The organism is Bacteroides sp. 14(A), assembly GCF_000526555.1.
In the GTDB taxonomy this organism is placed as follows: Bacteria; Bacteroidota; Bacteroidia; order Bacteroidales; family Bacteroidaceae; genus Bacteroides; species Bacteroides cellulosilyticus.
Map to the genome: position 1 here is coordinate 912412 of NZ_JAGH01000005.1, position 21746 is coordinate 934157.

Genomic DNA, 21746 nt, shown 5'->3' on the forward strand with positions numbered 1-21746 from the left:
GCTTTTAAAAAACACTTTATAAACCTATTCAGAAGTTATGCTTAAATATAAATTACTTTTGTACATATGTATTGGACTTAATATTAGTGTTATGGCTCAACAAACATCTGAAAATATAAAATCGGTAAATAGTTTAGAGGACAAAGTATATGGACTTAGCCTATTATGGTCAGAAGTAAAATATAACTTTGTAAATATTGACCGACTGGATTTTGACGTTGACAGCCTTTATCGTGAGACCATGAAAAAAGTACTTGTCACAACAAATGATGTGGATTATTATAAGGAACTCTCTAATTTTCTCCGTTCTTTTAAAGATGCTCATACAGAGTTGCTTGATATGCCCGATTCTGGTATGGAAGATATCGATTATCCGAAGTATTCAACAAAGCGCTTTGGTGATAAATTCTATTTTGTAAATTATAGACTAAACTGTAGTGACGTTGATCCACGTCTATTGGGTGCCGAGATAATTGAAATAGAGGATATGCCTACGTTAGAATATGTTGAAAAATACGTAATACCTGAAAGAACGGGATCAACCCTTAATTATATACTGAATAGTGCCGGTACTTTTTTGCTTAATGGCATAGCTGGAACATATATAAAAGGTAAAGCTCTATGCTCTGATGGAAAAGTAATAGACTTTAATATCATACGTGATGGAGAAGCTACGCGTACAGATCAGGATAAATATTTCCCTGAAATAAAGCAGAGATCAAGAAAAACTGTGACATATGATTGGAAAGACAAGATTGCCGTACTGAAAATCAGTCGATTTATTCCAGAATCGATCAGCGATGAAATAGATAACGCGATGAGTGAAATCAAGTCTAAAAATCCTACAGGTTTGATTATTGATTTACGTGGTAACGGAGGAGGTGAAACCGATGTGGCTCTCCGTCTTCAGATGCATCTCACTAAAGCAGATTCCATTAAGTCATTTGGTACACAGTCCAGAACAAATCTTGGCTATGGTCGTGCACAAGGAAACTACGATAATAACTACAAAGACTATTTTGAATATAAAGCCTATCAAACATTCCCCGCGGAAGTCATAGAAAGGGATAAAAGCATTGTACCTATACAATGTCCAGTTGCCATTTTGATAGACACTTATTCTTTTTCCGCTTGCGAAGACTTTCTTATAAATATTTATGAGATGCCAGGGCGTCCAGTGCTTATTGGAGAAGAAACAGCTGGATCAACGGGAGCTCCGCTTGTCATCGAACTTCCCCACGAAGCATGCGCACGTTTATGTACACTCAGAGCATTATATCCATATAGTATGAAGCCTTTTGTCAATCAAGGCATATTACCAGATATAGAAGCTAAACCTACTGTTGATGAATATATAAAGGGGATAGATGTTGCAATGCTAAAAGCAATAGATATACTCAATAAATATTAACTTTAAAAATTGAAATTATGAAAAAGAACAAGTCAAAATCAGTTCTTTATCTGAATGAGAAAGAACTTGCACAACTAAAGGGTGGATTAGAGTTTTTTAAAACCAGTAACCTTAATAAAGCTACCGGATGTTTATGTGACAATAGACCGGTAAGTAGTATGAGAAATAAAAATACACATTTTGAATGTACATGCTATTGTAGCCCTGACTAATTGTATTATACTAAAAATGTGTGAATTGCGATAGAATTGAATAAATTCTAGAAAATACTATCGGGTAGTAATTTGAATTGCTACCCGATAATGTTATTAACCTTTAAATTTATATTATGACAGATCATTATTCATTTAGCAAGTTCAACTACTTTAAAGTAATTGGGAAGACTGTTATTGGCGTTAATTTTGTAGATAAATTATTGTTTGCTATTGATTTGGAAAAATACAATTTACTTTTGAATTATAAAAGTAATCTTGAGGGACTAAGAAAAGAAAATCAGGTATTCTACAGTACTATGGTAAAGCTGGGAATAATAAAAAGCACTGAATTAGATCGTGCATTTTATGAAGATGCTTTATTGAAAAGAAGGCTAACTGTATTTAGAGATCCTAGTTATAGATTAACAATAAACCCTACTCTCAATTGTAATTTCTCATGCTGGTATTGTTATGAAACGCACAATAAAAAGTATATGAGTAATGAGGTAAAACAGCGTATCCTAAAATTAATTGACAATATTGTCTCCAAACAAGATATACAATATTTCGAGCTTGATTGGTTTGGTGGAGAACCATTGTTGTGTTATAAAAACATGGTACAACCAATATCAGAATTTACTAAAAGTGTATGTGAAGAAAAAAAAGTGTTTTTTATATCAGGAATTACGACCAATGGATATTTGATAAATACAGAAATGATAGATTTCTTTAAAAAGGTAAATATGCAGTCTTTTCAAATAACTTTGGATGGTTCTAAAGATATTCATGATACTATTAGATATACGCACAGTAATAAAGGAAGTTATGACAGGATAGTTCATAATATAATTTTATTGACTCGTGAACTAAAACCCCAAAATTTATCTTTAAGAATTAATTATACGAGCAAATCATTTAGCTCTATTGGATGCATTATAGATTCTTTTCCTAAAGATATAAGAGCTAATATAAAAGTTTTATTGCAACAGGTATGGCAAGACAAAGAAAGTAAACGATTAACGATGAGAGAAATTGGTGATCTCCAGTTTAAATTTAAAGAGGCTGGATTTCAAATAGAAAGAGAGATCTTACATTGTTCAACAGAGACTTCGTGTTATGCCGATAATTTTAATCAGTCTGTTATCAATTACGATGGACGAGTTTTTAAATGTACTGCTTTAAATTTTGAAAAAACTCAAGAAGATGGCATCCTTACAGATGATGGAAATATATTATGGGGAAATTCTTTGGCGCATAAGATTATACATACTACTTTTGAAAATGAGTATTGTAAAGAATGTAGATTTCTTCCTATTTGTTATGGACCTTGTCATAAAAAGACAACATATGTTGCTGATGGAGATGATTTTGAAAAGTATTGTTTTAAAGAAGGAATAAAGGATACATTAGATTATATAATGACAGAATTTGAAAAGACAGGGCAAGCACTAGCACCATTGCTAGATTTTCGGATTTAGCTACTTTATAATGTCGAATGGTATTTAATAGTAGTTATTTATTTTCTTGCCTATTATATACAATGAAGGAAATTCCTTATTATACTCAATATGATGTTATGGACTGTGGTCCAGTTTGTTTACGTATGATAGCTGCTTTCTATGGCAAGCATTATACGCTGGAAAATTTGAGAATAAAATCATTTATAACTCGTGAAGGAGTATCTATGCTGGGCATAAGTAGGGCAGCTGAAAAACTCGGTTTTCGTAGTATTGCTATACAAGGAACCTATGAACAGTTAAAGGAAGTTCCCCTACCCTGCATCATACACTGGAACCAGCAACATTTTGTTGTTGTCTATAAAATGAATAATCAGCAAGTATGGGTTGCCGATCCCGGAGCGGGAAAACTGAAATATACCAAAGAAGAATTTAGCCGTTGCTGGATAAGTTCGCGAAAGAATGGAGAAAACACAGGGGTTGCGCTGTTGCTGGAACCGACTCCCGAATTCTATGCGATGAAAGACGAAGATGAAACCATTGACCGTAAAGGTTTTAGATTTCTATATTCATATCTTCTCCCCTATCAAAATTTGATTGGACAACTGTTGTTAGGTTTGCTCTTAGGCAGCATGATACAACTAATGCTCCCATTTCTTACACAATCCATCGTAGACTTTGGAATTAATAATCAAAACCTTAGCTTTATATACCTAATACTGATAGCTCAACTCATGTTGAGTTTCAGTAGCAGTGCTGTGGAATTTATTCGTGGCTGGATATTGTTACATCTGGGAACACGTATCAATATTGCCCTCATTTCAGATTTCCTTATTAAGCTAATGAAGCTCCCTATGGGATACTTCGACACTAAAATGACAGGAGATATCCTGCAACGCATCAACGACCATACACGTATTCAGAATTTCCTGACGGGAAGTAGTTTGAGTGTAGTGTTTTCTACATTCAACATCGTGGTTTTCGGTATTGTACTGTTACTCTATAATTGGATGATTTTCCTTATCTTCATGGGAGGCAGTGTGCTCTATGTGGCTTATGTTTGGCTTTTCATGAAGAAGCGGGCGGAACTGGATCACAAGCGTTTTGCACAGCAGAGTGCCAATCAGAGTACAGTGGTACAACTGGTAAATGGTATGCAGGAAATCAAGCTGAGTGCCTGTGAACAACAAAAACGGTGGGAATGGGAACGCATACAGGCACAATTGTTCAAAGTGAATATTCGTAGCCTTGCCCTGCGACAATATCAGGATTCGGGAGCGGTATTGATAAACCAAACCAAGAACATTATAATAACGGGATTGGTAGCAAGCCTTGTGGTACGGGGAGAAATGACACTGGGTATGATGCTGTCCGTACAGTATATCATTGGGCAACTGAACAGTCCTGTGAATGATTTGATAACTTTCGCACGCGACATGCAGGATGCACGCCTCAGTATGAATCGTCTGGGTGAAGTGCGGGACAAGCCGGATGAAGAAGAACCAACAAAACAATTGATACGGGAAGTTCCTGTGGGAAAAGATTTGAGAATAGAGAATCTAAATTTTAAATACGACCCGTTGAGCGAATTTCCGACACTGGATAATATCAATCTGGAGATAAAAGCAGGAAAACAAACAGCCGTGGTTGGTATGAGCGGAAGTGGAAAAACAACACTCGTAAAGTTGTTATTGGGGTTCTATCCGCCTGCAAGCGGACAAATACTGTTGGGAGATACGCCATTAGAAAATTATAGTATCCGAGAGTGGAGAAAGCAGTGTGGCGTCGTAATGCAGGATGGGTTTATCTTCTCTGATAGCATCGCGGGAAACATTGCGCCGGGAGTGGAACACATAGATAAAGAACGCTTGCGCCACGCCGCAGAAGTGGCAAACATACATGGATTCATAGCAGAATTACCGCTGGGATATAACACAAAAATAGGACAAGAAGGGCATGGACTGAGCCAGGGACAAAAACAACGTATCCTCATTGCCCGCGCCGTATATAAGAATCCGGAATTCATCTTCTTCGATGAAGCTACCAATGCACTGGATGCTAACAATGAGCGCATCATCATGGAGAATTTGCAGAAGTTTTTCGAAGGAAGGACATCAGTAGTGGTAGCTCACAGGCTGAGTACCGTCAGGAATGCAGACAGGATAGTAGTAATAGAACAGGGACATATAGCAGAGATGGGAACACACGAGGAACTCACTGTAAAGAAAGGTATCTATTACAGGTTAGTGAAAAACCAGTTGGAACTCTGATAAGCAGGAAGTCTGAGAGGCATGGAAAAAGAAGAAAAAGATATTGAACTGAGGTGTGAGGAGGTGCAGGAGATACTGACACGTCCGCCACATGCGCTGGTAAGGTGGGGAATCACAGTATTCTTCACTGTGTTGGCCCTGTTCTTTATCGGAGGATGTTTCTTTAAGTATCCGGATGTAGTGAGTGCGGAAATTACGGTCACTACGGAGCATCCCCCCGTGTGGATAGTGGCACGGGGAAATGGGAAAATAAAGGAAGTATATGGCAAAGACCGGGAACAGGTGAAAGTCGGTAAGATCATTGCCGTGCTGGAAAATCCGGCAGAGACAAAGGATGTTTTACTACTGGAAAAAATCTTGCAGGATTTCTGCCTGACAGATAGTTGCATACACAGCACTGTATTTCCCGAACAATTAGCTTTGGGCAGTGTACAGGCGGCCTATGCCACATTTATCAAGAGCCTGACAGATTATCGTAATTTCCTGTCTTTAGATCTTTACGAACAGAAAATAGAGGCAACTCGCAAGGAATTGCAGGAATATCGCAACTATATAAAACATCTGAATCGTCAGGCAGAACTGGATAAGGAACAGGTACGTATAGCTGAGACTGTACACAGCCGGGAAAAGAAACTTTTTGGTGAAGGACTAACGGCACAATCGGACTATGAAGAGGCTAAACAGGCATTTCTGAACAAGCAGCAGGGACAAGAGCAAATGATGACTTCGCTCTCATCCGCCAAAATACAGGAAGCACAGTTGCAACAAAATATTCTGGAAACTCAAATGGAACGAAGCCGGGAGGCTAACAACTTAGTGGCAACATTAAAAGCTGCTTATGATGAGCTACAGGTAGGCATTGAGGACTGGAAAATGACATATCTCTTCATTAGTCCGGCAAATGGCATACTATCTTACAACGATGTATGGCAAAAGAATCAGAATGTGAACAGCGGAGATAAAGTTTTCTCCATCGTGGCCTCGCAGACCGGGGATATTATCGGCAAGATAAAGCTACCCGTTAACGGTTCGGGCAAAGTGAAACCCGGACAACGGGTAAATATCAGTGTGACAGGATATCCTTATATGGAATTCGGATTTCTGACGGGAAAAGTGGTATCCGTCTCTCTATTGACTGATGATAAAAGCATGTATACCGTGACCGTAAGCTTACCACAAGACTTACAGACGTCTTATGGGAAAGTACTGGAGTTTAAAGGTGAACTAACCGGAATTGCAGAAGTTATGACGGATGAACGGAGTGTGACCGGGAGGTTGTTCGGACCGTTGCGTTACTTGTGGGAGAAGTATTTATCTTAATTATGTATGTGTTGCGCTGTATAAAAGTACTTGTAAGACTCACAAGCGCTTTTGCAAGAGGATTTTGTTTAAAGAAAAAAGAAAGAAGTTAGTAAATTTCATTGGTTATAGCTACTTTTGTAGGTATCGACCTAAATAGATGGTGAGAATAATTATGAGACAAAGCAGAAAACAAACAGCCTGGAAAAAGAGTCGTACCTTTGGAGACGTCAAAGGCGGAAGAAGATGGCCCAAATTGAAAGATAATATTGTAAAAAGAAAACACTCATTATTAAAACCATCAGAGTTCGACGAGTTACCTATCTATATGGTAGAGAATCCGTCCAAAGACTTCTATTTCCCTATAACAATAGATGATATAAAAAATGTATTAGCACAACTTCCATCTGAACATGTAGAAGGTCTGACACATATTTGGTTACGAAAAACAAATAAGAAAGAAAAATATCAAGGAGTTTATACGGTTGGTAGTGGTGTTCGCCTCATTACCCTATATCCTTTTCCGAAAAGCAATCAACTTATTCTTGGGAAAGAAAGGCCTACCCATAAATTACTGACATGGTATAAGGGCTATGCTTCCGAACCTCAAAAAGAAAAAGATAATTGGTATATTGAATTTACAGAAGAAAGCGCAAGAAGGTATTATCTGGAACGTTTGCTATTGCACGAGATTGGACATTATGTTAACGAGACATTGGTTCGTAATAAGGCAGCCAGATATAAATCAGAGAATAGTGCTGATAATTATGCTTTTAATATGAAAATAGATATATAAACAGAAGTAATTAAAATATGGAGCAAAATCTTCAAACCAACGATAAAGACAGGCAGGAATGCCCACTTACTGATATAGTGAAACTTGACGCCACCCTCAATGAGATACTACAGAAAGTGCCATCTACAGCAGAGATATTGGTTTATAAGCAACAAAAATTCAACATCAATACCCAATGGAAAGATTGGGCTTTAGAGATGTTGATGGCCGGATATGAGACGGAAAATCTTTTTATATTAGCTGGTGAAGACATCCATTGCAATCCTTTTGAATTTACAGAATTAACAGATAAAATTTTCGAGGAACTGCACCTTAACGAAATCGACGCAAATTCTATCATTATATTATATAGCTTATTCATAGTAAAATCAGTAATACAATCTCCTGATAAGAATAAAGTGTCTGCTGCTTTAAATAAACTTGAACAAGAATGTATAAATAATGAGTACAACACCTTCTTATACGATTTTTATTTGTTATCTAATGCCATAGACGAGTTGAAAGCATTAGGGGAGCAATGGTATTGGAATGATGCATCTTTAACAAAAGAGAATTGGTATGAATATATTCTCAGGTTCTTCAAACTGTGGATAGAAAATCCTGATCCTAAATATAAAATTCTACGAGAGAATAATTGCAATGCATCTCTCCCCAAAAAGAAAAATATATTCAGCAGACTTATTTCGTATTTAAAACGAAAATAAGAGATATAAAAAGATAACCGGATACTTAGAATTGTGAGAGATATTATATAACTCTGATTGAAAACCTCTCGAATTCGAGGGGTTTAGAAAAAAGCAAAACCAACGACTACAATAAACAAAAAATATCTATCCATGTATACAGGTTAATTAAATACAGCCTAAACAAATTACAATATAAATCTTTTCAATATCAGAATATAGCCCTACCTTTACGCAAAAATATTATTATGGCAAGATTAATGATATTAATCATTAACGTAAATAATGAAGATTATTTATGCCTTACAGATACCCTAAAAGGTCAAAGGGGATCTTTTTATTTTCGACCAACTAAGAAATAGAAATACATTAGAATATCTTGGTATATGGGAGAAACTTTATATTTCTAATTATGGCGAATTCACCATAATTAGAAATCAATCTTAAAGTCAGCAAGTATTCTTGAGAATATAAACAATAAAAAGTTACTAAATAATATGGAACAACAAATTCAACTCAACGACCACAACAAACAGGAATATCCTCCTATGCACACCTGCGAGCATATAGTTAACCGTACTATGATGAATCTTTTCGGTTGTGGACGGTCAGTATCCGCACATATAGAGAGAAAGAAAAGTAAGCTGGACTATGCTTTGGAAACTGCTCCTACCGAAGAAGATGTAAAACGACTGGAAGAAGCTGTAAATGCAGTGATTGCGCAAGGATTGGATGTTACCACAGAATTCATCACGCAGGAAGAAGCACAAGGACGCTTTGACTTGAAACGACTGCCGGAAGATGCTTCGGAAACCGTACGCATAGTGAAAGTAGGCAATTATGATGAATGTCTTTGTTTGGGAACGCACGTAAAAAATACCTCTGAAGTAGGAACCTTCGAAGTCATCAGCCACGACTGGAATGAAGAAGCCAAACGGTGGAGAATGCGTTTCAAACTGCAATAATATCATTTTAAAAGGCACATATATGAAGAAAATCATCTTATCCATCTTTATTATGATGGGACTGGCAAATCTCTCACATGCCCAACAAGGATACCAAAATCCAATCATCCCGGGCTTCCATCCGGACCCGAGTGTTTGCCGTGCTGGCGAAGACTATTATCTGGTCAACAGCAGTTTCTGTTATTTCCCCGGAGTACCCCTGTTTCATAGTAAGGATTTGGTCAACTGGGAACAGATAGGGAATTGCCTGACACGGGAATCACAGGTAAAGTTAACCAATGCCGGCACATGGGGCGGAATCTACGCCCCTACCATCCGATACAATGAGGGAGTGTTTTACATGATTACCACCAATGTTTCGGACAAAGGGAACTTCCTGGTTCACACCACAAATCCACGTGGTGAATGGTCAGAACCGGTTTGGATAAAGCAAGGAGGTATTGATCCATCCCTTTATTTTGAAGATGGAAAGTGCTATTTGGTCAGCAATCCGGATGTAGGCATCTACCTGTGCGAAATAAATCCGATGACCGGAGAACAGTTAAGCGAATCCAAACGTATCTGGAACGGTACGGGCGGACGCCATCCGGAAGGGCCACATATTTATAAGAAAGATGGTTGGTATTATCTGCTGATTTCCGAAGGAGGTACTGAATATGGTCATAAGGTAACCATTGCCCGTAGCCGGGATATTGACGGCCCGTATGAAAGTAATCCTGCCAACCCCATCCTGACACACATAAACAAAAACGCACAGAACAGTCCGATACAGGGAACCGGTCATGCCGATCTGATAGAAGCTCACGATGGTTCGTGGTGGATGGTATGTCTCGCATTCCGTCCGCAAACCGGCTCACACCATCTGCTGGGGCGCGAAACGTTTATCGCACCTGTACGATGGGATAAGAATGCCTGGCCTGTGGTAAATGGAGATGGAACCATAGCCTTACAGATGGATGTCCCCACTCTTCCACAGCAACCTTTTGACTCGAAAGCTCCCCGCATTACCTTCAATACCAAGAAACTGGGACCGGAATGGATCTATCTGCGCAATCCCAAACAGGAGAACTACATCCTGAACGGTAAGACACTCCGATTGAAAGCAACTCCCGTCAATCTGAACAGTATGGACTCTCCCACTTTCATCGGCCGCAGACAGCAACATATCGACTTCACAGCCGGAACATCCGTTGAACTACAGAAAGGGCAACCGCAGGACGAAACCGGAATTACGGTATTCATGGAGAATCATTCGCACTATGATCTTTTTGTAAGGCAGGATGCCAAGGGACAGCAGTCTATCGTCCTAAGATATCAGTTGGGAGAACTGAAACATATAGAAAAGGAAATCAATATCCCTCAAGGAAAAGTGCAGCTTCAGGTCAAAGGGAATAATGAGTTCTATTCATTCGGCTATTCCACCACCGGAAATAAGTTCCAGGAAATAGCCAAGATGAATACGCGCTATCTCAGTACCGAAACTGCCGGCGGATTTACCGGTATCATATTGGGCTTGTATGCCGTATCCGCTTCTTCAAAGGCACAGGCTGACTTTGATTATTTTGACTATCAAGGAAACGAGTAAACCGGAGGCGAAACATTTCACATTCATAGTATTCGAAAGCAATTTTATATAATAAATGTACAAAACGGCATAAAACAAGTAATTTTGTCAGAACTTTAGTGACATTTTGTTAATCAGCGAAACTAAAATCAATTGGCATACGTTTTGCGATTATGTTTGTGAACGACGGTTCAGGAACCGCATGGGAGTGATTAAGAAACGGCTCCCGAAAGCAGTCCAAGACCGGGAGTTCAGAACTAACCGAATGTTTAACTTAAAGGATAGGAGACTAAAATTATGATGCCTGTTAGAAGAACTCAAAATTGGTTACCAAGTATCTTCAATGATTTCTTTGATAACGAATGGATGGAAAAAGCCAATGCAACCGCTCCGGCTATCAACGTGCTGGAAACGGAAAAGGAGTACAAAGTAGAATTGGCTGCTCCGGGAATGACCAAAGATGACTTCAACGTTCATATCGACGAAGACAACAATCTGGTTATCAGCATGGAAAAGAAGACTGAAAACAAGGAGGAAAAGAAAGACGGTCGCTATCTGCGTCGCGAATTCTCATACTCTAAGTTCCAACAGACCATGATATTGCCGGACAATGTGGACAAGGAAAAGATTGCAGCACAAGTAGAAAATGGCGTGCTGAACATCAATCTGCCGAAGTTCTCAGCCGAAGAAAAACAGAAAAACAAGAAATCTATTGAAGTGAAATAAGGTTTCCGGTGAACCCAACAGATGTATTAACCAGAACGGGCAACCTCTCTTACGAGAAGCTGCCCGTTTCTTTTTATATCTCCGGATGTATTTATTTCGCCTTACGCGTTCCTTTCAGAAAGCGATTGGTCAGCCATTTGCGTACCGGTTCGTCATAGAGCTTCAGACAGGCATAAGCAAGGACGAAAGCTCCGACAAAGGTCAGTATCATATAAGGAAGACCTTCGGTGATGGTCGCATTATGGTTGCATGCCCAGGCCGTATATGTGTATATCAACGGATAATGAGTGATATAAACGGGATATGAGATATCGCCCAGGAACTTACAGATACCTACAGAGCGTTTTCCCGTCACTTTGCCACCGGCTCCCATCGAAACAATGACCGGAAAGATGAAGATAATGCAAAGTGCCTCGTAGAGTCCGTTCATCCAGAAGCCATCTTCACCGCCAATACGGGGAGCGGAAAGAACTATCACAATCATCAGACTACACCACCAGAATGCGCGTTTCTTTACCCGTATGAGCCAGCCTAAGCGTGAAAGCAGCAAGCCTGCAAAGAACGGATAGAGCAAACGGACGAAGCCCACATACTGCTGTTCCCAATTCAATGCCCATCCGCCCACGATATCACCATTGGGCGCCGTAAGACAGAGATGCAAAGTGGCACAAGCTGCCAGAAAAACAAGGATGGACAAGGCAACCTTATTGAACTTACGGACAAACAGTGCGTACAGGATATTGCCGATATATTCATAATAGAGTGACCATGCCGGCCCGTTCAACGGGTGCATTTCCGTCCACCCGCGAATGTCCCACTTCAAAGGAAGGGGAAGCAGCGTACAGCCATAAAGCATGATTATCAGAACTGTTCCTACCGATACATTATCCATATTCGGAAAGCAGGGGGATTTCTGTAGGAAAAAGAAAAGGGCACCGATAATGCTGCCCATAATTACCATAGGATGCAGGCGGATGACACGACGTTTGAAGAAAGTGCCGATACTCATCCGGTTCCAGCGGTCATCATAGGCATAACCGATTACAAAGCCCGAAAGCATAAAGAAGAAGTCGACGGCAAGATAGCCGTGATTAATGATTTGTGCGAGATGGTTGCCACCCGAATGTGCTTCAAGAAGATGGAAGGCTACGACCATAACAGCTGCCACTCCACGTAATCCATCCAGGATTTCATAATGCGGCTTAGAGGCGAGATAAGTTGTCTGCGTGTTCATTAGGATATCAGATATAATTAATTTGGATGCAAAAGTAGGATAAAATGTGGAATAAACCACGCAATTGTACATTGAATTGTACAGTCCTGATTTGGCTTCTCTAATAGTGGAATCGTTAGTTTTGCTATCAAAATACAAGATGACTATCAACTTTAAAAAAGGAAATATGAAAGAAGAGAGAAAAGCAAAGTATGTGACTCCGCAAATAGAGATCATAGAAATGGAAAGTGAGGGTGTAATGGCATTGAGCAATATGCCCGGTGGTAACCCTGGTATGCCTGGTGGACGTAGTTCCCGAAGATCTACCCAACGCTACAGTTCAAGTAGCATAAGCGAATTGGAAGACTTGATAAACGATATACTAACCTTTGAAAAATAAAACTATGAAAATAAAGATTGCGATACCTTTCTTTGCAGTATTCCTATTGGTATTAATGGGATGTACCCAGGATGAAGTTCTAAAAGAGGATACTTCTGTCGGGGGAAAAGAAAAAATATCCGTTACCGTCACACAAGGCGGAGCTATCACCCGCATAAGCCATGAAGAGGATGGTGCTAACGGCCTGATACTAAGGTGGACGGCAAATGATGCCTTTAAACTTTATGGTACTACGACTGAGGTCTTTACTACGACAGGACCTACTGATGGTGATGGCAAGATTGCTACTTTCACAGGAAATGCGGTTGAGGATGCCCAGCATGCTTTCTTTCCTGCATCAAAAGCTGAGAAAAGATGGGAGGATTGCTACTTTAATGTTATAGGGCAGGTTATCGATGCAAATGCTCCTTTTGTCCATCTGTCCGGTTACAACTTTATGACTGCACAGACTACTGCTTCCGGTACGGAGATTTCGGAAATAAGCTTTAAGCATAAAATAGCTGTTCTGAAGTTTGAGGTAACTCTTCCTGATGGCATTGTTCCTAAATACATCACTCTAAGCACACAGGATGATGCCGGTATAGCCATCTCCCAGAAAGCAAGTGATGAAAGCAACGTCACTACTGCCAAACAGCTTACTGCGGCTATATCCGGTGCCAGTAGCAAAAAATTCACTGCTTACATGGCCATTCTTCCCTCCACATTGAAAGAGAAACTGGCTCTTGCCGTGACAGGCGACGACGGGATGGTTTATAGTTACACGGTTTCTTTCAGTGGAGATTTTCCTTATGAGGCAGGCAAGGTTTATAATTCGGAGCTTACTTTTGGGGGAATAGAAGGTGGTTATGGGACTGCTGCTATATTCGATAATGATGTAATAGGCAACACTTGGGATCAGAGTGATAATAAAGGTAGCACGAAAGATAACCCTTACCTGATAGAGAGTGCCGGACACTTGAAATATTTAATTGAACAAGTACAAGCGGGAGAACGCTATCTGGATAAGTTCTTTAAATTAACTACGGATATAAAGGTCACGGCTGATACATGGACGCCAGTAGGGATTTCATATGCCAAGCCTTTTAGTGGAAACTTTGATGGTGGCGGACATACCATAAGCGGCGAATTAAAAGGAAGTTTTTCTGATGATCTACAAAACTTCGGCTTCTTTGGTTACTTGACAACTACAAGTAGTATGTTGATAGAAAATATCCATATAGCGGCTAATATTACATGGTCCTTTGCATCGCCTGAAGGAACAAGCACTTTATATTTTGGTGTAGGTGGCGTCATTGGACATGGACCTACGCTGAAAATAACAGTTTACAATTGTACAATGTCGGGAGAAATGAAAATATCAGGCGGGAACCTCGCCTATGGCTATTTATGCATAGGTGGTATAATTGGATATTCAGGAGCCCATATGAACAACTGTTCGTCAACAGGACAAAGTGATGTAAGTTGTAAAGGAAGCTTAGTTCGTATTGGAGGTATAATAGGACAAAACGGCATACTAGGAAGTGAGCATAAGCATTGTATAAATGCTTCTTCCATTATACTTTCTAACCCAGAACGTTCAAATACAAATTATACTATATCAGTAGGTGGAATTGGGGGAAGTATGGCCGGAAAGGTTTTGGGATGCTGCAATCAAGGCTCCATAACCGGACGTTGCCTCTCTCCAGTGGATGTTGGAGGAATTGCAGGGTATATCACATGGGGAAAATACCATCTCAACCGGAATTTAACGACAGATTTTAATGTTACTTCTAAAGAAACTGTGAGACTTGGATATTTGATAGGAGAACTTAGCAATGCTACTGTTTATTCCTGCAACGAAAGTGTTGGTGAACAATCCCAATGGATTGGAAGCAATCCCGCCTGGACACCCACTATCGATGATGAAAACGAGCATTAACCCTAAACTCTCCTGCCCCAAATAACAGGAAATTCATCAAATTACCGGGAGTTTAGAAAAGAATATGATAACTCCCGGTAATGAACGTCCTTATTATCAGTTTTCTAACATTTTCAAATTATCATTTTATTAACCCACCCATTTTACTTATATTTGAGACCTATACAAGTATCCTAAACAAAATGAACAAGTATTTTATATTCCCGCTAATCATTCTCGTATCCGGCATAGTAAGCTGCAACAAGCCGCCAGGCAGCACCCATCCACCTGCGCAATTCCATGCAGACAGTATAGCCATACTGGCAAAAGCCAATCAGTTCCGGCTAGACAAAGAATATGACAGCGCTATTTCCCTACTCGACTCCGCCTTCCTGCTACCCGTCAAAAGCAGCCAACACCCCAACGGACTATCTCCTGACGACGCCCGCCGTCTGATATCCTACGCAATCAGGCACTTAATGTTCGCATACAATCATTCCCGAAGAATAGCCGAAGGACACGAACACTTCCTCCGGCTCAGGGAAATGAACCACCCGATACTATCCAATCATTGCCAACGCGAGATTTTGGTATGCGACGCACAAATGTTGCAAACCCTCGGCCGCCGTGCCGAAGCCTGCCAACTCCTCGACCAAGCCATGAGCATAAATGAAAATGATGATCCTTCCAGTGAACTCTTTTGCACCATAGCCGCCGGAATCACCTATATGGCCGTCGACTCCACCGAAACACGGGCAGAGCCCACCCTGCTGCGAGCCGCCGAAGCTATGAGAAACGGAGCATACGACGACACCGGACTCTATCCGCAGGCCATGGCCAACCTGGCAAACATCTACATCCGGAAGAATGAATTCCAGAAAGGCATCAGCCTCTGTCAGGAGGTCATGGAACAAAGCAATAAATCGCAGAATCCGCGTGGGGCGATGCTTGCCGCAATCAACCTGTGCGGCAATTACACCGAACTAAACTTCTTCGACAGAGCCTTGCATTACAACAATGAAGGACTCCACCTGTTCCGTGAAGATAACGAGACCTGGGGTATGGCGGCAAGCCTGTACGAAAGGAGAGCCCTGATTTATAAAAGAATGGGCCTCATCGACTCAGCCTTCCTCGCGCTCAACCTTGCCGACAGCTTCTACATCAGAGCCACCAATCCGCGCGGACAAATACGTGTAAAGATGGAAAAGCTGGATGCCAAAGCCCAGTTCCCGGACTCCCTGCCGAAAGTCCTGACGCACTATGAAGAAATAAAAGATAAAGTGCCCGGCTATATGCTGCTGGATTATTACATGGGCTACGGAAATGCCATGTACAGAGCCGAAAAATACCAAGAAGCCATCCCGTTGCTTGAAAAAGCCGTCAACTTATCCAAAGTCCGCGGAGATATGGAAACCGAAAATCACAACAACCGGTTACTGCTCGACAGTTACCACCGTACCAACAGGATGAAAGCTGCAAAAGAACTGCTCCCCCGCTATAATATGATTATCGACTCTGTAATTCATGGAAAATCCATTCGCGAATCCATAGCCTCGCATATACGTTACGAGACGGAGAAGGTGGAACAGGAAAATAGTCTGCTCACAGCAGGCATAGCCTTACGCAACAGTGTTATCCGCACATACACCATCGGCACAATTGCATCCATCCTCTTTATCCTGCTCCTGGCCACCTGGTTCTGGAACAGACACCGATCTCTGAAATTACATCATCAACTGGACGAAAAGGAACTCGAAATCACCTCCATCCGCCTGGATAAAAAGGAAAAGGAATTGAAAAGAATTCTTGAATCGCGCCATGAACTTCATGAACACAACCAGGAACTGCTTCGGCAACTGGCTGAAATACAAACCTCAAACCAATCCGGTAGCGAACTCAACAAGCTTATGGAAACTCTGTCTCCCACCATGCTGACACCCAAAGAAGAAGCTGAATTCCGTGTCGCCTTCTCCGGCATTTATTCTACGGCACTTATCCGCCTGCGCGATGTGTGTCCCAATATCACCAAGAATGAAGAATTGCTGTGTATGCTCATCCTGCTCAATCAAAGCACCGAAGAAATAGCCCGGATATTAGGTATAGCCTCCGCCAGCGTCACCAGGATACGTTATCGGTTAAGGCCGAAACTCAATATCCCGGAGAAAGCTTCGCTGGATGCGGAGATCAAAAGGATTATGAAAGAGTAATCTCAACTACTCTTTCTATAACTCCTCACCGCCCACAAATTAAAGAACACCGCAAAGGTCGTCAATGCTCCCAACTGTGGAAGTAACTCCACAATGCCACCACCCCGCAGGTAAATGGTACGCATCACCTCTACAAAATATTTCAGCGGATTGAGCGCAGCAATCAGTTGTGCCCACTCCGGCATACTGTGTACGGGAGTGAACAAGCCGCTCATCAGCATCAGTATCAGCATAAAGAACCACATGACGAACATGGCCTGCTGCAACGTAGCGGAATGATTGGAAATCACCAGACCGAATCCGGAGACCACGAACAGGAAGACCACTGCAAAAAGATATATCGTCACAAAATGCCCCACAGGAAGAATGCCATAGAGCAGCCATGCCAGAAAGAAACATATCGTAAGCACAATGAAACCTATCAGCCAATAAGGTATCAGCTTGGCAAGAATAAACGTCAGTTTGGAGACAGGCGTTACATTGATCTGCTCGATAGTGCCCACTTCTTTCTCACCTACTACATTGAGCGCCGGAAGAAAGCCGCAAATCATTGTCAACAACATCACCATCAATGCCGGAACCATAAAGAGCTTGTAGTTCAGGTGCGGGTTATACAAATTCTGCGTTGAAATACCGATCCGGGGCAATCCCATCCCGGCAGACATTGCCTTTGCCGGTGATTCCGATTGCAACTCACGGGTATAGTCATTAATGATGGAAGACAGGTACGAGCCGCCCAATCCTCCCTTTGTACCGTTCACCGCATTGACGGCAACCAACAGGCGGGGGCTGTTGCCCGTCACCCAATTCTTCTCGAAATCGCGGGGAATCTCCAGGATAATATCTGCCGAACCGATTTCGATGGAGCGCAATCCTTCATTGTAAGTATCAGGAAGGGCCGTCGTACGGAAATAGGTGGATGCACCGATCTTATCCACAAGGCGGCGCGAAAGGACGCTGTGGTCATTATCCACAATGTTCAGGTTAATGTTCTTTATCTCCAGATTTGCCGCCCAGGGCATCAGTATCATAATCATACAGGGGAAGATAAGAATCATCTTCGGCAGGAACGAGTTACGGAGCAACTGCTTGAATTCTTTTTCTATCAGAAACTTTATCATACCACCACTCTCCTATTCTAATCGGTTCTTAAACTTCTTGAAACTAATCGTAATCAGCGCAACCGCCATTACAGCAAGAATACTGACTTCCGTCAATACCAGTGAAATGTCCACTCCTTCGATCATCAGCTTCCGCACAGCCTGAATGTACCAACGGGCAGGAAGTACGGCCGAAATGCCTTGAAGCAGCAAGGGCATGCTCTCTATGGGGAATATCATACCGGAGAGCAGCATGGTAGGCATCATCAGTATCAATCCCGATGCAAGCATGGCAGCAACCTGCGTCCGCGTCACCGAGGATATCAGCAAGCCCAGAGCCAGGGAAACGAAGATAAAGAGCAGCGATACCACAATCAGCCAGAACAAGCTACCCGCCACGGGAACATCGAGCACATAGACAGACAACAGCAAAATCGTTGTCAGGTTGACAAACGAAAGCACAAAGTAAGGAACTGCCTTGGCAAGAATAATAAACAATGGCTTCACCGGAGAAACCAACAATATCTCCATCGTTCCTGTCTCCTTCTCCCGGACAATGGATATGGAAGTCATCATGGCACAAATCAACATCAGGATCAGTCCCATCACACCCGGCACAAAGTTGTAGGCACTCTTCATCTGCGGATTATAAAGCAGCTTCACTTCGGGAACAATAGTGGAAACCTGCATTCCCGCCGGAAGCATTTCGCGTCCGGCAGAGGATATGATGTTGGCGGCATAACCGGTCTGTGTGGTTGCCGTATTGGGGTCGGTAGCATCGGCCACCAACTGTACGCAAGCATCTCCGGTATAAACGTGATTCGCGAATTGCTCGCTGAAGATGACTGCCAGGTCAATGTCTCCCCGTCTGAAAGACTTCTCAACCTCGTCCGGAGTATTCAGATTCGTGGTGACGGAGAAATATTCACTCGCATCCAGACGGTCGATAATGCGCCGGGTGACAACATCGTTCGACGGGTCGAGAATGGCGACACGGATGTTCTTCACTTCCGTGGTTATGGCAAAGCCGAAAAGGATAATCTGCACCACAGGCATACCCAGCAATATCAGCATGGTTCGCCTGTCACGGAAGATATGGAAGAATTCCTTTCGGACAAAAGCTATAAATTGTTTCATTGTTCTTACTAATTATGTTATGAATCGGCTAATCCGCCGTACGCACCGCCTCCCGTGCCAACTGCTGGAAAACATCATCCATTGTAGCAACTTTAAATTGCCGTTTCAATTCATCGGGCGTATCGAGAGCACGGATCACGCCATCCACCATGATAGAGATACGGTCGCAATACTCGGCCTCATCCATGAAGTGGGTGGTGACAAAGACAGTGATCCCCCGGTCGGCAGCCTGATAAATAAGCTCCCAGAACTGGCGACGGGTAGCAGGATCCACCCCACCCGTCGGCTCATCCAGAAAGACGATCTTCGGTTCGTGAAAGATGGAAACGGAGAAAGCAAGTTTCTGTTTCCAGCCCAGCGGCAGACTTTTTACCAGCGTATCACGCTCGGCACTCAGTCCGATGCGTTCCAGAAGTTCATCGGTCTTGCGGGCTATTTCATCTTCTGCCATGCCGTAAATCCCGGCAAACAGCCGGATATTCTCCCACACTTTCAGGTCTTCGTAAAGAGAAAACTTCTGGCTCATATAGCCGATATTCTTTTTCACATCCTCCGTCCGTGTAGCAACATCGAAACCGGCTACGCGGGCCGTGCCTCCTGTGGGATGACTCAATCCGGTAAGCATGCGCATGGCAGTAGTCTTTCCGGCACCGTTGGCGCCCAGGAAGCCGAATATCTCGCCACGATGGACTTTGAAAGAGATATGATCCACTGCCGTGAAATTGCCGAAACGTTTGGTGAGCTTATCCACTTCGATGACATACTCATCTTTCTGTTCCACCTTGCCATGTTCCAGCCCCGGCGGACAAAGAATGCTTGCGAACTGATTCAGAATACGTTCCGGAGTATCTATCCCATGTATCTGCCCCTCATTGATAAAGGCAATGCGGTCACATTGGCGTGCCTCATCAATAATAGGTGTAGAGGCTATGATGGTGATGCCCTGTTCCTTCAACCGGCGAAGCATCCCCCAAAACTCCTTGCGGGAAACAGGGTCTACACCTGTTGTCGGCTCGTCGAGGAAAAGCACATCCGGTTTATGGATAAGCGCACAACTCAACGCCAGTTTCTGCTTCATACCTCCGGACAAAGCTCCGGCACGGCGTTTGCGGAAAGGCTCTATCTGCTGGTAGATATCCTTCACCAATTCATAATTCTCCTCAATGGTGGTATGGAAAACAGTAGCAAAGAAGTTCAGGTTTTCTTCTACCGTCAAGTCCTGATAGAGGGAGAAGCGTCCCGGCATATAGCCTACGCGACGACGGATTTCTTTATAATCCTTCGCTATATCCAGACCGCACACCGAAGCATTTCCACTATCGGGAAGCAGCAAGGTGGTGAGGATACGGAAAAGAGAAGTCTTCCCCGCCCCATCAGGCCCGATAATGCCGAACAACTCTCCGGAAGGAACCGTCAAGGAAACACTCTTCAACGCCTCCACCGCCCCATATTTCTTGGTAACGTTATCTACAACAACCGCATGTTCCATAAATTAATCACTAATCACTAACCGTTAATCACTAAACTCCACTCCCCCGTACATGCCTATCTTCAACAGCCCGTCATTGTGCACGGCAATCTTCACGGCATACACCAGGTTGGCACGTTCATTCTTAGTCAGGATAGTCTTCGGGGTAAATTCCGAGGTATCCGAAATCCAGGTTACTACGCCCGGATACTGCTTATGCTCATTGGTGCCGTAATCGGAGAAGACGGTTACTTTCTGTCCCAGCTTTACCTGCGACAGTTGTTCGGAGGTGATGTAAGCACGAAGGTACATCTGTTCCGTATCGGCCACTTTGAAAAGCGGAGTGCCCATAGCTGTGAGCTCTCCCGCTTCGGCGTACTTTGCCAGTACAGTGCCGGTTATCGGAGAGGTGATGTGACACTTCTTCAACTGGTCTTCCACCTGTGCCACCTGAATACCGACGGATGAACTTTGCCATGTCAGGCTCTGGTGACTGTTGGACAAGGTAGAGTTCTGCGCAACAAGTTGCTTGCGGAGCACTTCAAGCTGATCTTCCGCATCATCCAGTTGTTTCTGGTTTGCCGCACCTACCTTTAGTAAGTTCGCCACACGATTCCGTTCACGTTGGGCGGCAGATATTTGTTCTTTGGTGGCGGCTACCTGTTTCAGGATATCAGGACGCTGTTCTTCGACGGATTTAAGACTCGCCTCCAGTTGCAGCTTCTTCAAGTAGAGCTGTACGGTATCTACTACGCCGACTTCTTCACCGGCCTTCAACAACATTCCTTCTTCGATATCAAAATAAAGCAGGCGCCCCGATGCTTCGGCAGATACAAGCACTTCCGTAGTCTCAAACGTTCCTGTTGCATCATATTTCGGGGCACCGTTTCCACAAGCGGAAAAGAGGGCCAATAGGGAACAAAGTCCCAGTAAGTTCCTTGATTTCATAATGATCTATA

General features: G+C 42.6%; 18 protein-coding genes. 13 read left to right on the forward strand and 5 right to left on the reverse strand.

The genetic code is table 11. The features are described 5' to 3' along the window. Positions 1-91 precede the first annotated feature (91 nt). The 10 genes from K429_RS0126675 to K429_RS0126715 all read left to right on the forward strand — a co-directional run bounded on the left by K429_RS0126675 (position 92) and on the right by K429_RS0126715 (position 11365). Positions 92-1411, forward strand: a complete 1320-nt coding sequence (locus tag K429_RS0126675) for a S41 family peptidase (protein ID WP_181991844.1) — start codon at positions 92-94, stop codon at positions 1409-1411. A 17-nt stretch (positions 1412-1428) separates the two neighbouring features. After that, positions 1429-1623: a hypothetical protein gene (locus tag K429_RS30515; RefSeq protein WP_147343476.1), complete on the forward strand. Its 195-nt coding sequence runs from the start codon at positions 1429-1431 to the stop codon at positions 1621-1623. 116 nt (positions 1624-1739) lie between these two features. Then, positions 1740-3083: a radical SAM protein gene (locus tag K429_RS0126680; RefSeq protein ID WP_029328748.1), complete on the forward strand. Its 1344-nt coding sequence runs from the start codon at positions 1740-1742 to the stop codon at positions 3081-3083. A gap of 62 nt (positions 3084-3145) precedes the next feature. Then, positions 3146-5332, forward strand: coding sequence for a peptidase domain-containing ABC transporter (locus K429_RS0126685; protein ID WP_029328749.1), 2187 nt, complete (start codon positions 3146-3148; stop codon positions 5330-5332). Positions 5333-5353: 21 nt separating this feature from the next. Further along, positions 5354-6652 carry an HlyD family secretion protein gene (locus K429_RS0126690; protein WP_029328750.1) on the forward strand — a complete coding sequence of 433 codons (1299 nt, stop codon included), beginning with the start codon at positions 5354-5356 and terminating at the stop codon, positions 6650-6652. Positions 6653-6806: 154 nt separating this feature from the next. Next, on the forward strand, positions 6807-7427 hold the full coding sequence (locus tag K429_RS0126695; protein WP_029328751.1) for a hypothetical protein: 621 nt from the start codon (positions 6807-6809) through the stop codon (positions 7425-7427). 17 nt (positions 7428-7444) lie between these two features. Continuing rightward, positions 7445-8131 carry a hypothetical protein gene (locus K429_RS0126700; protein WP_029328752.1) on the forward strand — a complete coding sequence of 229 codons (687 nt, stop codon included), beginning with the start codon at positions 7445-7447 and terminating at the stop codon, positions 8129-8131. A 476-nt stretch (positions 8132-8607) separates the two neighbouring features. Then, entirely contained in the window at positions 8608-9075 is a 468-nt protein-coding gene (locus K429_RS0126705; protein ID WP_029328753.1) for a hypothetical protein, read from the forward strand. A gap of 22 nt (positions 9076-9097) precedes the next feature. Beyond that, positions 9098-10660, forward strand: a complete 1563-nt coding sequence (locus K429_RS0126710) for a glycoside hydrolase family 43 protein (protein ID WP_029328754.1) — start codon at positions 9098-9100, stop codon at positions 10658-10660. Positions 10661-10936: 276 nt separating this feature from the next. Further along, positions 10937-11365, forward strand: coding sequence for an Hsp20/alpha crystallin family protein (locus K429_RS0126715; protein ID WP_007214301.1), 429 nt, complete (start codon positions 10937-10939; stop codon positions 11363-11365). 91 nt (positions 11366-11456) lie between these two features. Here the strand turns inward: K429_RS0126715 and K429_RS0126720 are convergent, their stop codons facing one another. Beyond that, positions 11457-12599 carry an acyltransferase gene (locus K429_RS0126720; RefSeq protein ID WP_029328755.1) on the reverse strand — a complete coding sequence of 381 codons (1143 nt, stop codon included), beginning with the start codon at positions 12597-12599 and terminating at the stop codon, positions 11457-11459. Between the two features lie 166 nt (positions 12600-12765). Here K429_RS0126720 and K429_RS0126725 point away from each other — a divergent pair, with 166 nt between their 5' ends. The 3 genes from K429_RS0126725 (at position 12766) to K429_RS0126735 (ending at position 17082) form a co-directional block, all read left to right on the forward strand. Next, entirely contained in the window at positions 12766-12978 is a 213-nt protein-coding gene (locus K429_RS0126725) for a hypothetical protein (RefSeq protein ID WP_007218607.1), read from the forward strand. 4 nt (positions 12979-12982) lie between these two features. Then, positions 12983-14896, forward strand: coding sequence for a hypothetical protein (locus K429_RS0126730; RefSeq protein ID WP_029328756.1), 1914 nt, complete (start codon positions 12983-12985; stop codon positions 14894-14896). Between the two features lie 182 nt (positions 14897-15078). Next, complete coding sequence (locus K429_RS0126735) at positions 15079-17082, forward strand: hypothetical protein (RefSeq protein ID WP_029328757.1); 2004 nt, start codon at positions 15079-15081, stop codon at positions 17080-17082. A gap of 2 nt (positions 17083-17084) precedes the next feature. On the opposite strand, the gene K429_RS0126740 is transcribed toward K429_RS0126735, so the two are convergent. From K429_RS0126740 to K429_RS0126755, 4 genes are read right to left on the reverse strand one after another with little or no spacing between them, the layout of a single operon-like run. Then, entirely contained in the window at positions 17085-18203 is a 1119-nt protein-coding gene (locus K429_RS0126740; protein ID WP_029328758.1) for an ABC transporter permease, read from the reverse strand. Positions 18204-18215: 12 nt separating this feature from the next. Continuing rightward, positions 18216-19319 (reverse strand): ABC transporter permease, encoded by a 1104-nt coding sequence (locus K429_RS0126745; RefSeq protein ID WP_029328759.1) that lies wholly within the window; start codon positions 19317-19319, stop codon positions 18216-18218. Between the two features lie 28 nt (positions 19320-19347). Further along, complete coding sequence (locus K429_RS0126750) at positions 19348-20808, reverse strand: ATP-binding cassette domain-containing protein (protein WP_029328760.1); 1461 nt, start codon at positions 20806-20808, stop codon at positions 19348-19350. 24 nt (positions 20809-20832) lie between these two features. Then, positions 20833-21735, reverse strand: coding sequence for an HlyD family secretion protein (locus K429_RS0126755; protein ID WP_029328761.1), 903 nt, complete (start codon positions 21733-21735; stop codon positions 20833-20835). Between the last annotated feature and the right edge of the window lie 11 nt (positions 21736-21746).

What these genes read in the sequence shown, in the direction of transcription:
- K429_RS0126675 (WP_181991844.1), top strand. Translation starts at nt 92, where the DNA reads ATGGCTCAACAAACATCTGAAAATATAAAATCGGTAAATAGTTTAGAG.
- K429_RS30515 (WP_147343476.1), top strand. Translation starts at nt 1,429, where the DNA reads ATGAAAAAGAACAAGTCAAAATCAGTTCTTTATCTGAATGAGAAAGAA.
- K429_RS0126680 (WP_029328748.1), top strand. Translation starts at nt 1,740, where the DNA reads ATGACAGATCATTATTCATTTAGCAAGTTCAACTACTTTAAAGTAATT.
- K429_RS0126685 (WP_029328749.1), top strand. Translation starts at nt 3,146, where the DNA reads ATGAAGGAAATTCCTTATTATACTCAATATGATGTTATGGACTGTGGT.
- K429_RS0126690 (WP_029328750.1), top strand. Translation starts at nt 5,354, where the DNA reads ATGGAAAAAGAAGAAAAAGATATTGAACTGAGGTGTGAGGAGGTGCAG.
- K429_RS0126695 (WP_029328751.1), top strand. Translation starts at nt 6,807, where the DNA reads ATGAGACAAAGCAGAAAACAAACAGCCTGGAAAAAGAGTCGTACCTTT.
- K429_RS0126700 (WP_029328752.1), top strand. Translation starts at nt 7,445, where the DNA reads ATGGAGCAAAATCTTCAAACCAACGATAAAGACAGGCAGGAATGCCCA.
- K429_RS0126705 (WP_029328753.1), top strand. Translation starts at nt 8,608, where the DNA reads ATGGAACAACAAATTCAACTCAACGACCACAACAAACAGGAATATCCT.
- K429_RS0126710 (WP_029328754.1), top strand. Translation starts at nt 9,098, where the DNA reads ATGAAGAAAATCATCTTATCCATCTTTATTATGATGGGACTGGCAAAT.
- K429_RS0126715 (WP_007214301.1), top strand. Translation starts at nt 10,937, where the DNA reads ATGATGCCTGTTAGAAGAACTCAAAATTGGTTACCAAGTATCTTCAAT.
- K429_RS0126720 (WP_029328755.1), bottom strand. Translation starts at nt 12,599, where the DNA reads ATGAACACGCAGACAACTTATCTCGCCTCTAAGCCGCATTATGAAATC.
- K429_RS0126725 (WP_007218607.1), top strand. Translation starts at nt 12,766, where the DNA reads ATGAAAGAAGAGAGAAAAGCAAAGTATGTGACTCCGCAAATAGAGATC.
- K429_RS0126730 (WP_029328756.1), top strand. Translation starts at nt 12,983, where the DNA reads ATGAAAATAAAGATTGCGATACCTTTCTTTGCAGTATTCCTATTGGTA.
- K429_RS0126735 (WP_029328757.1), top strand. Translation starts at nt 15,079, where the DNA reads ATGAACAAGTATTTTATATTCCCGCTAATCATTCTCGTATCCGGCATA.
- K429_RS0126740 (WP_029328758.1), bottom strand. Translation starts at nt 18,203, where the DNA reads ATGATAAAGTTTCTGATAGAAAAAGAATTCAAGCAGTTGCTCCGTAAC.
- K429_RS0126745 (WP_029328759.1), bottom strand. Translation starts at nt 19,319, where the DNA reads ATGAAACAATTTATAGCTTTTGTCCGAAAGGAATTCTTCCATATCTTC.
- K429_RS0126750 (WP_029328760.1), bottom strand. Translation starts at nt 20,808, where the DNA reads ATGGAACATGCGGTTGTTGTAGATAACGTTACCAAGAAATATGGGGCG.
- K429_RS0126755 (WP_029328761.1), bottom strand. Translation starts at nt 21,735, where the DNA reads ATGAAATCAAGGAACTTACTGGGACTTTGTTCCCTATTGGCCCTCTTT.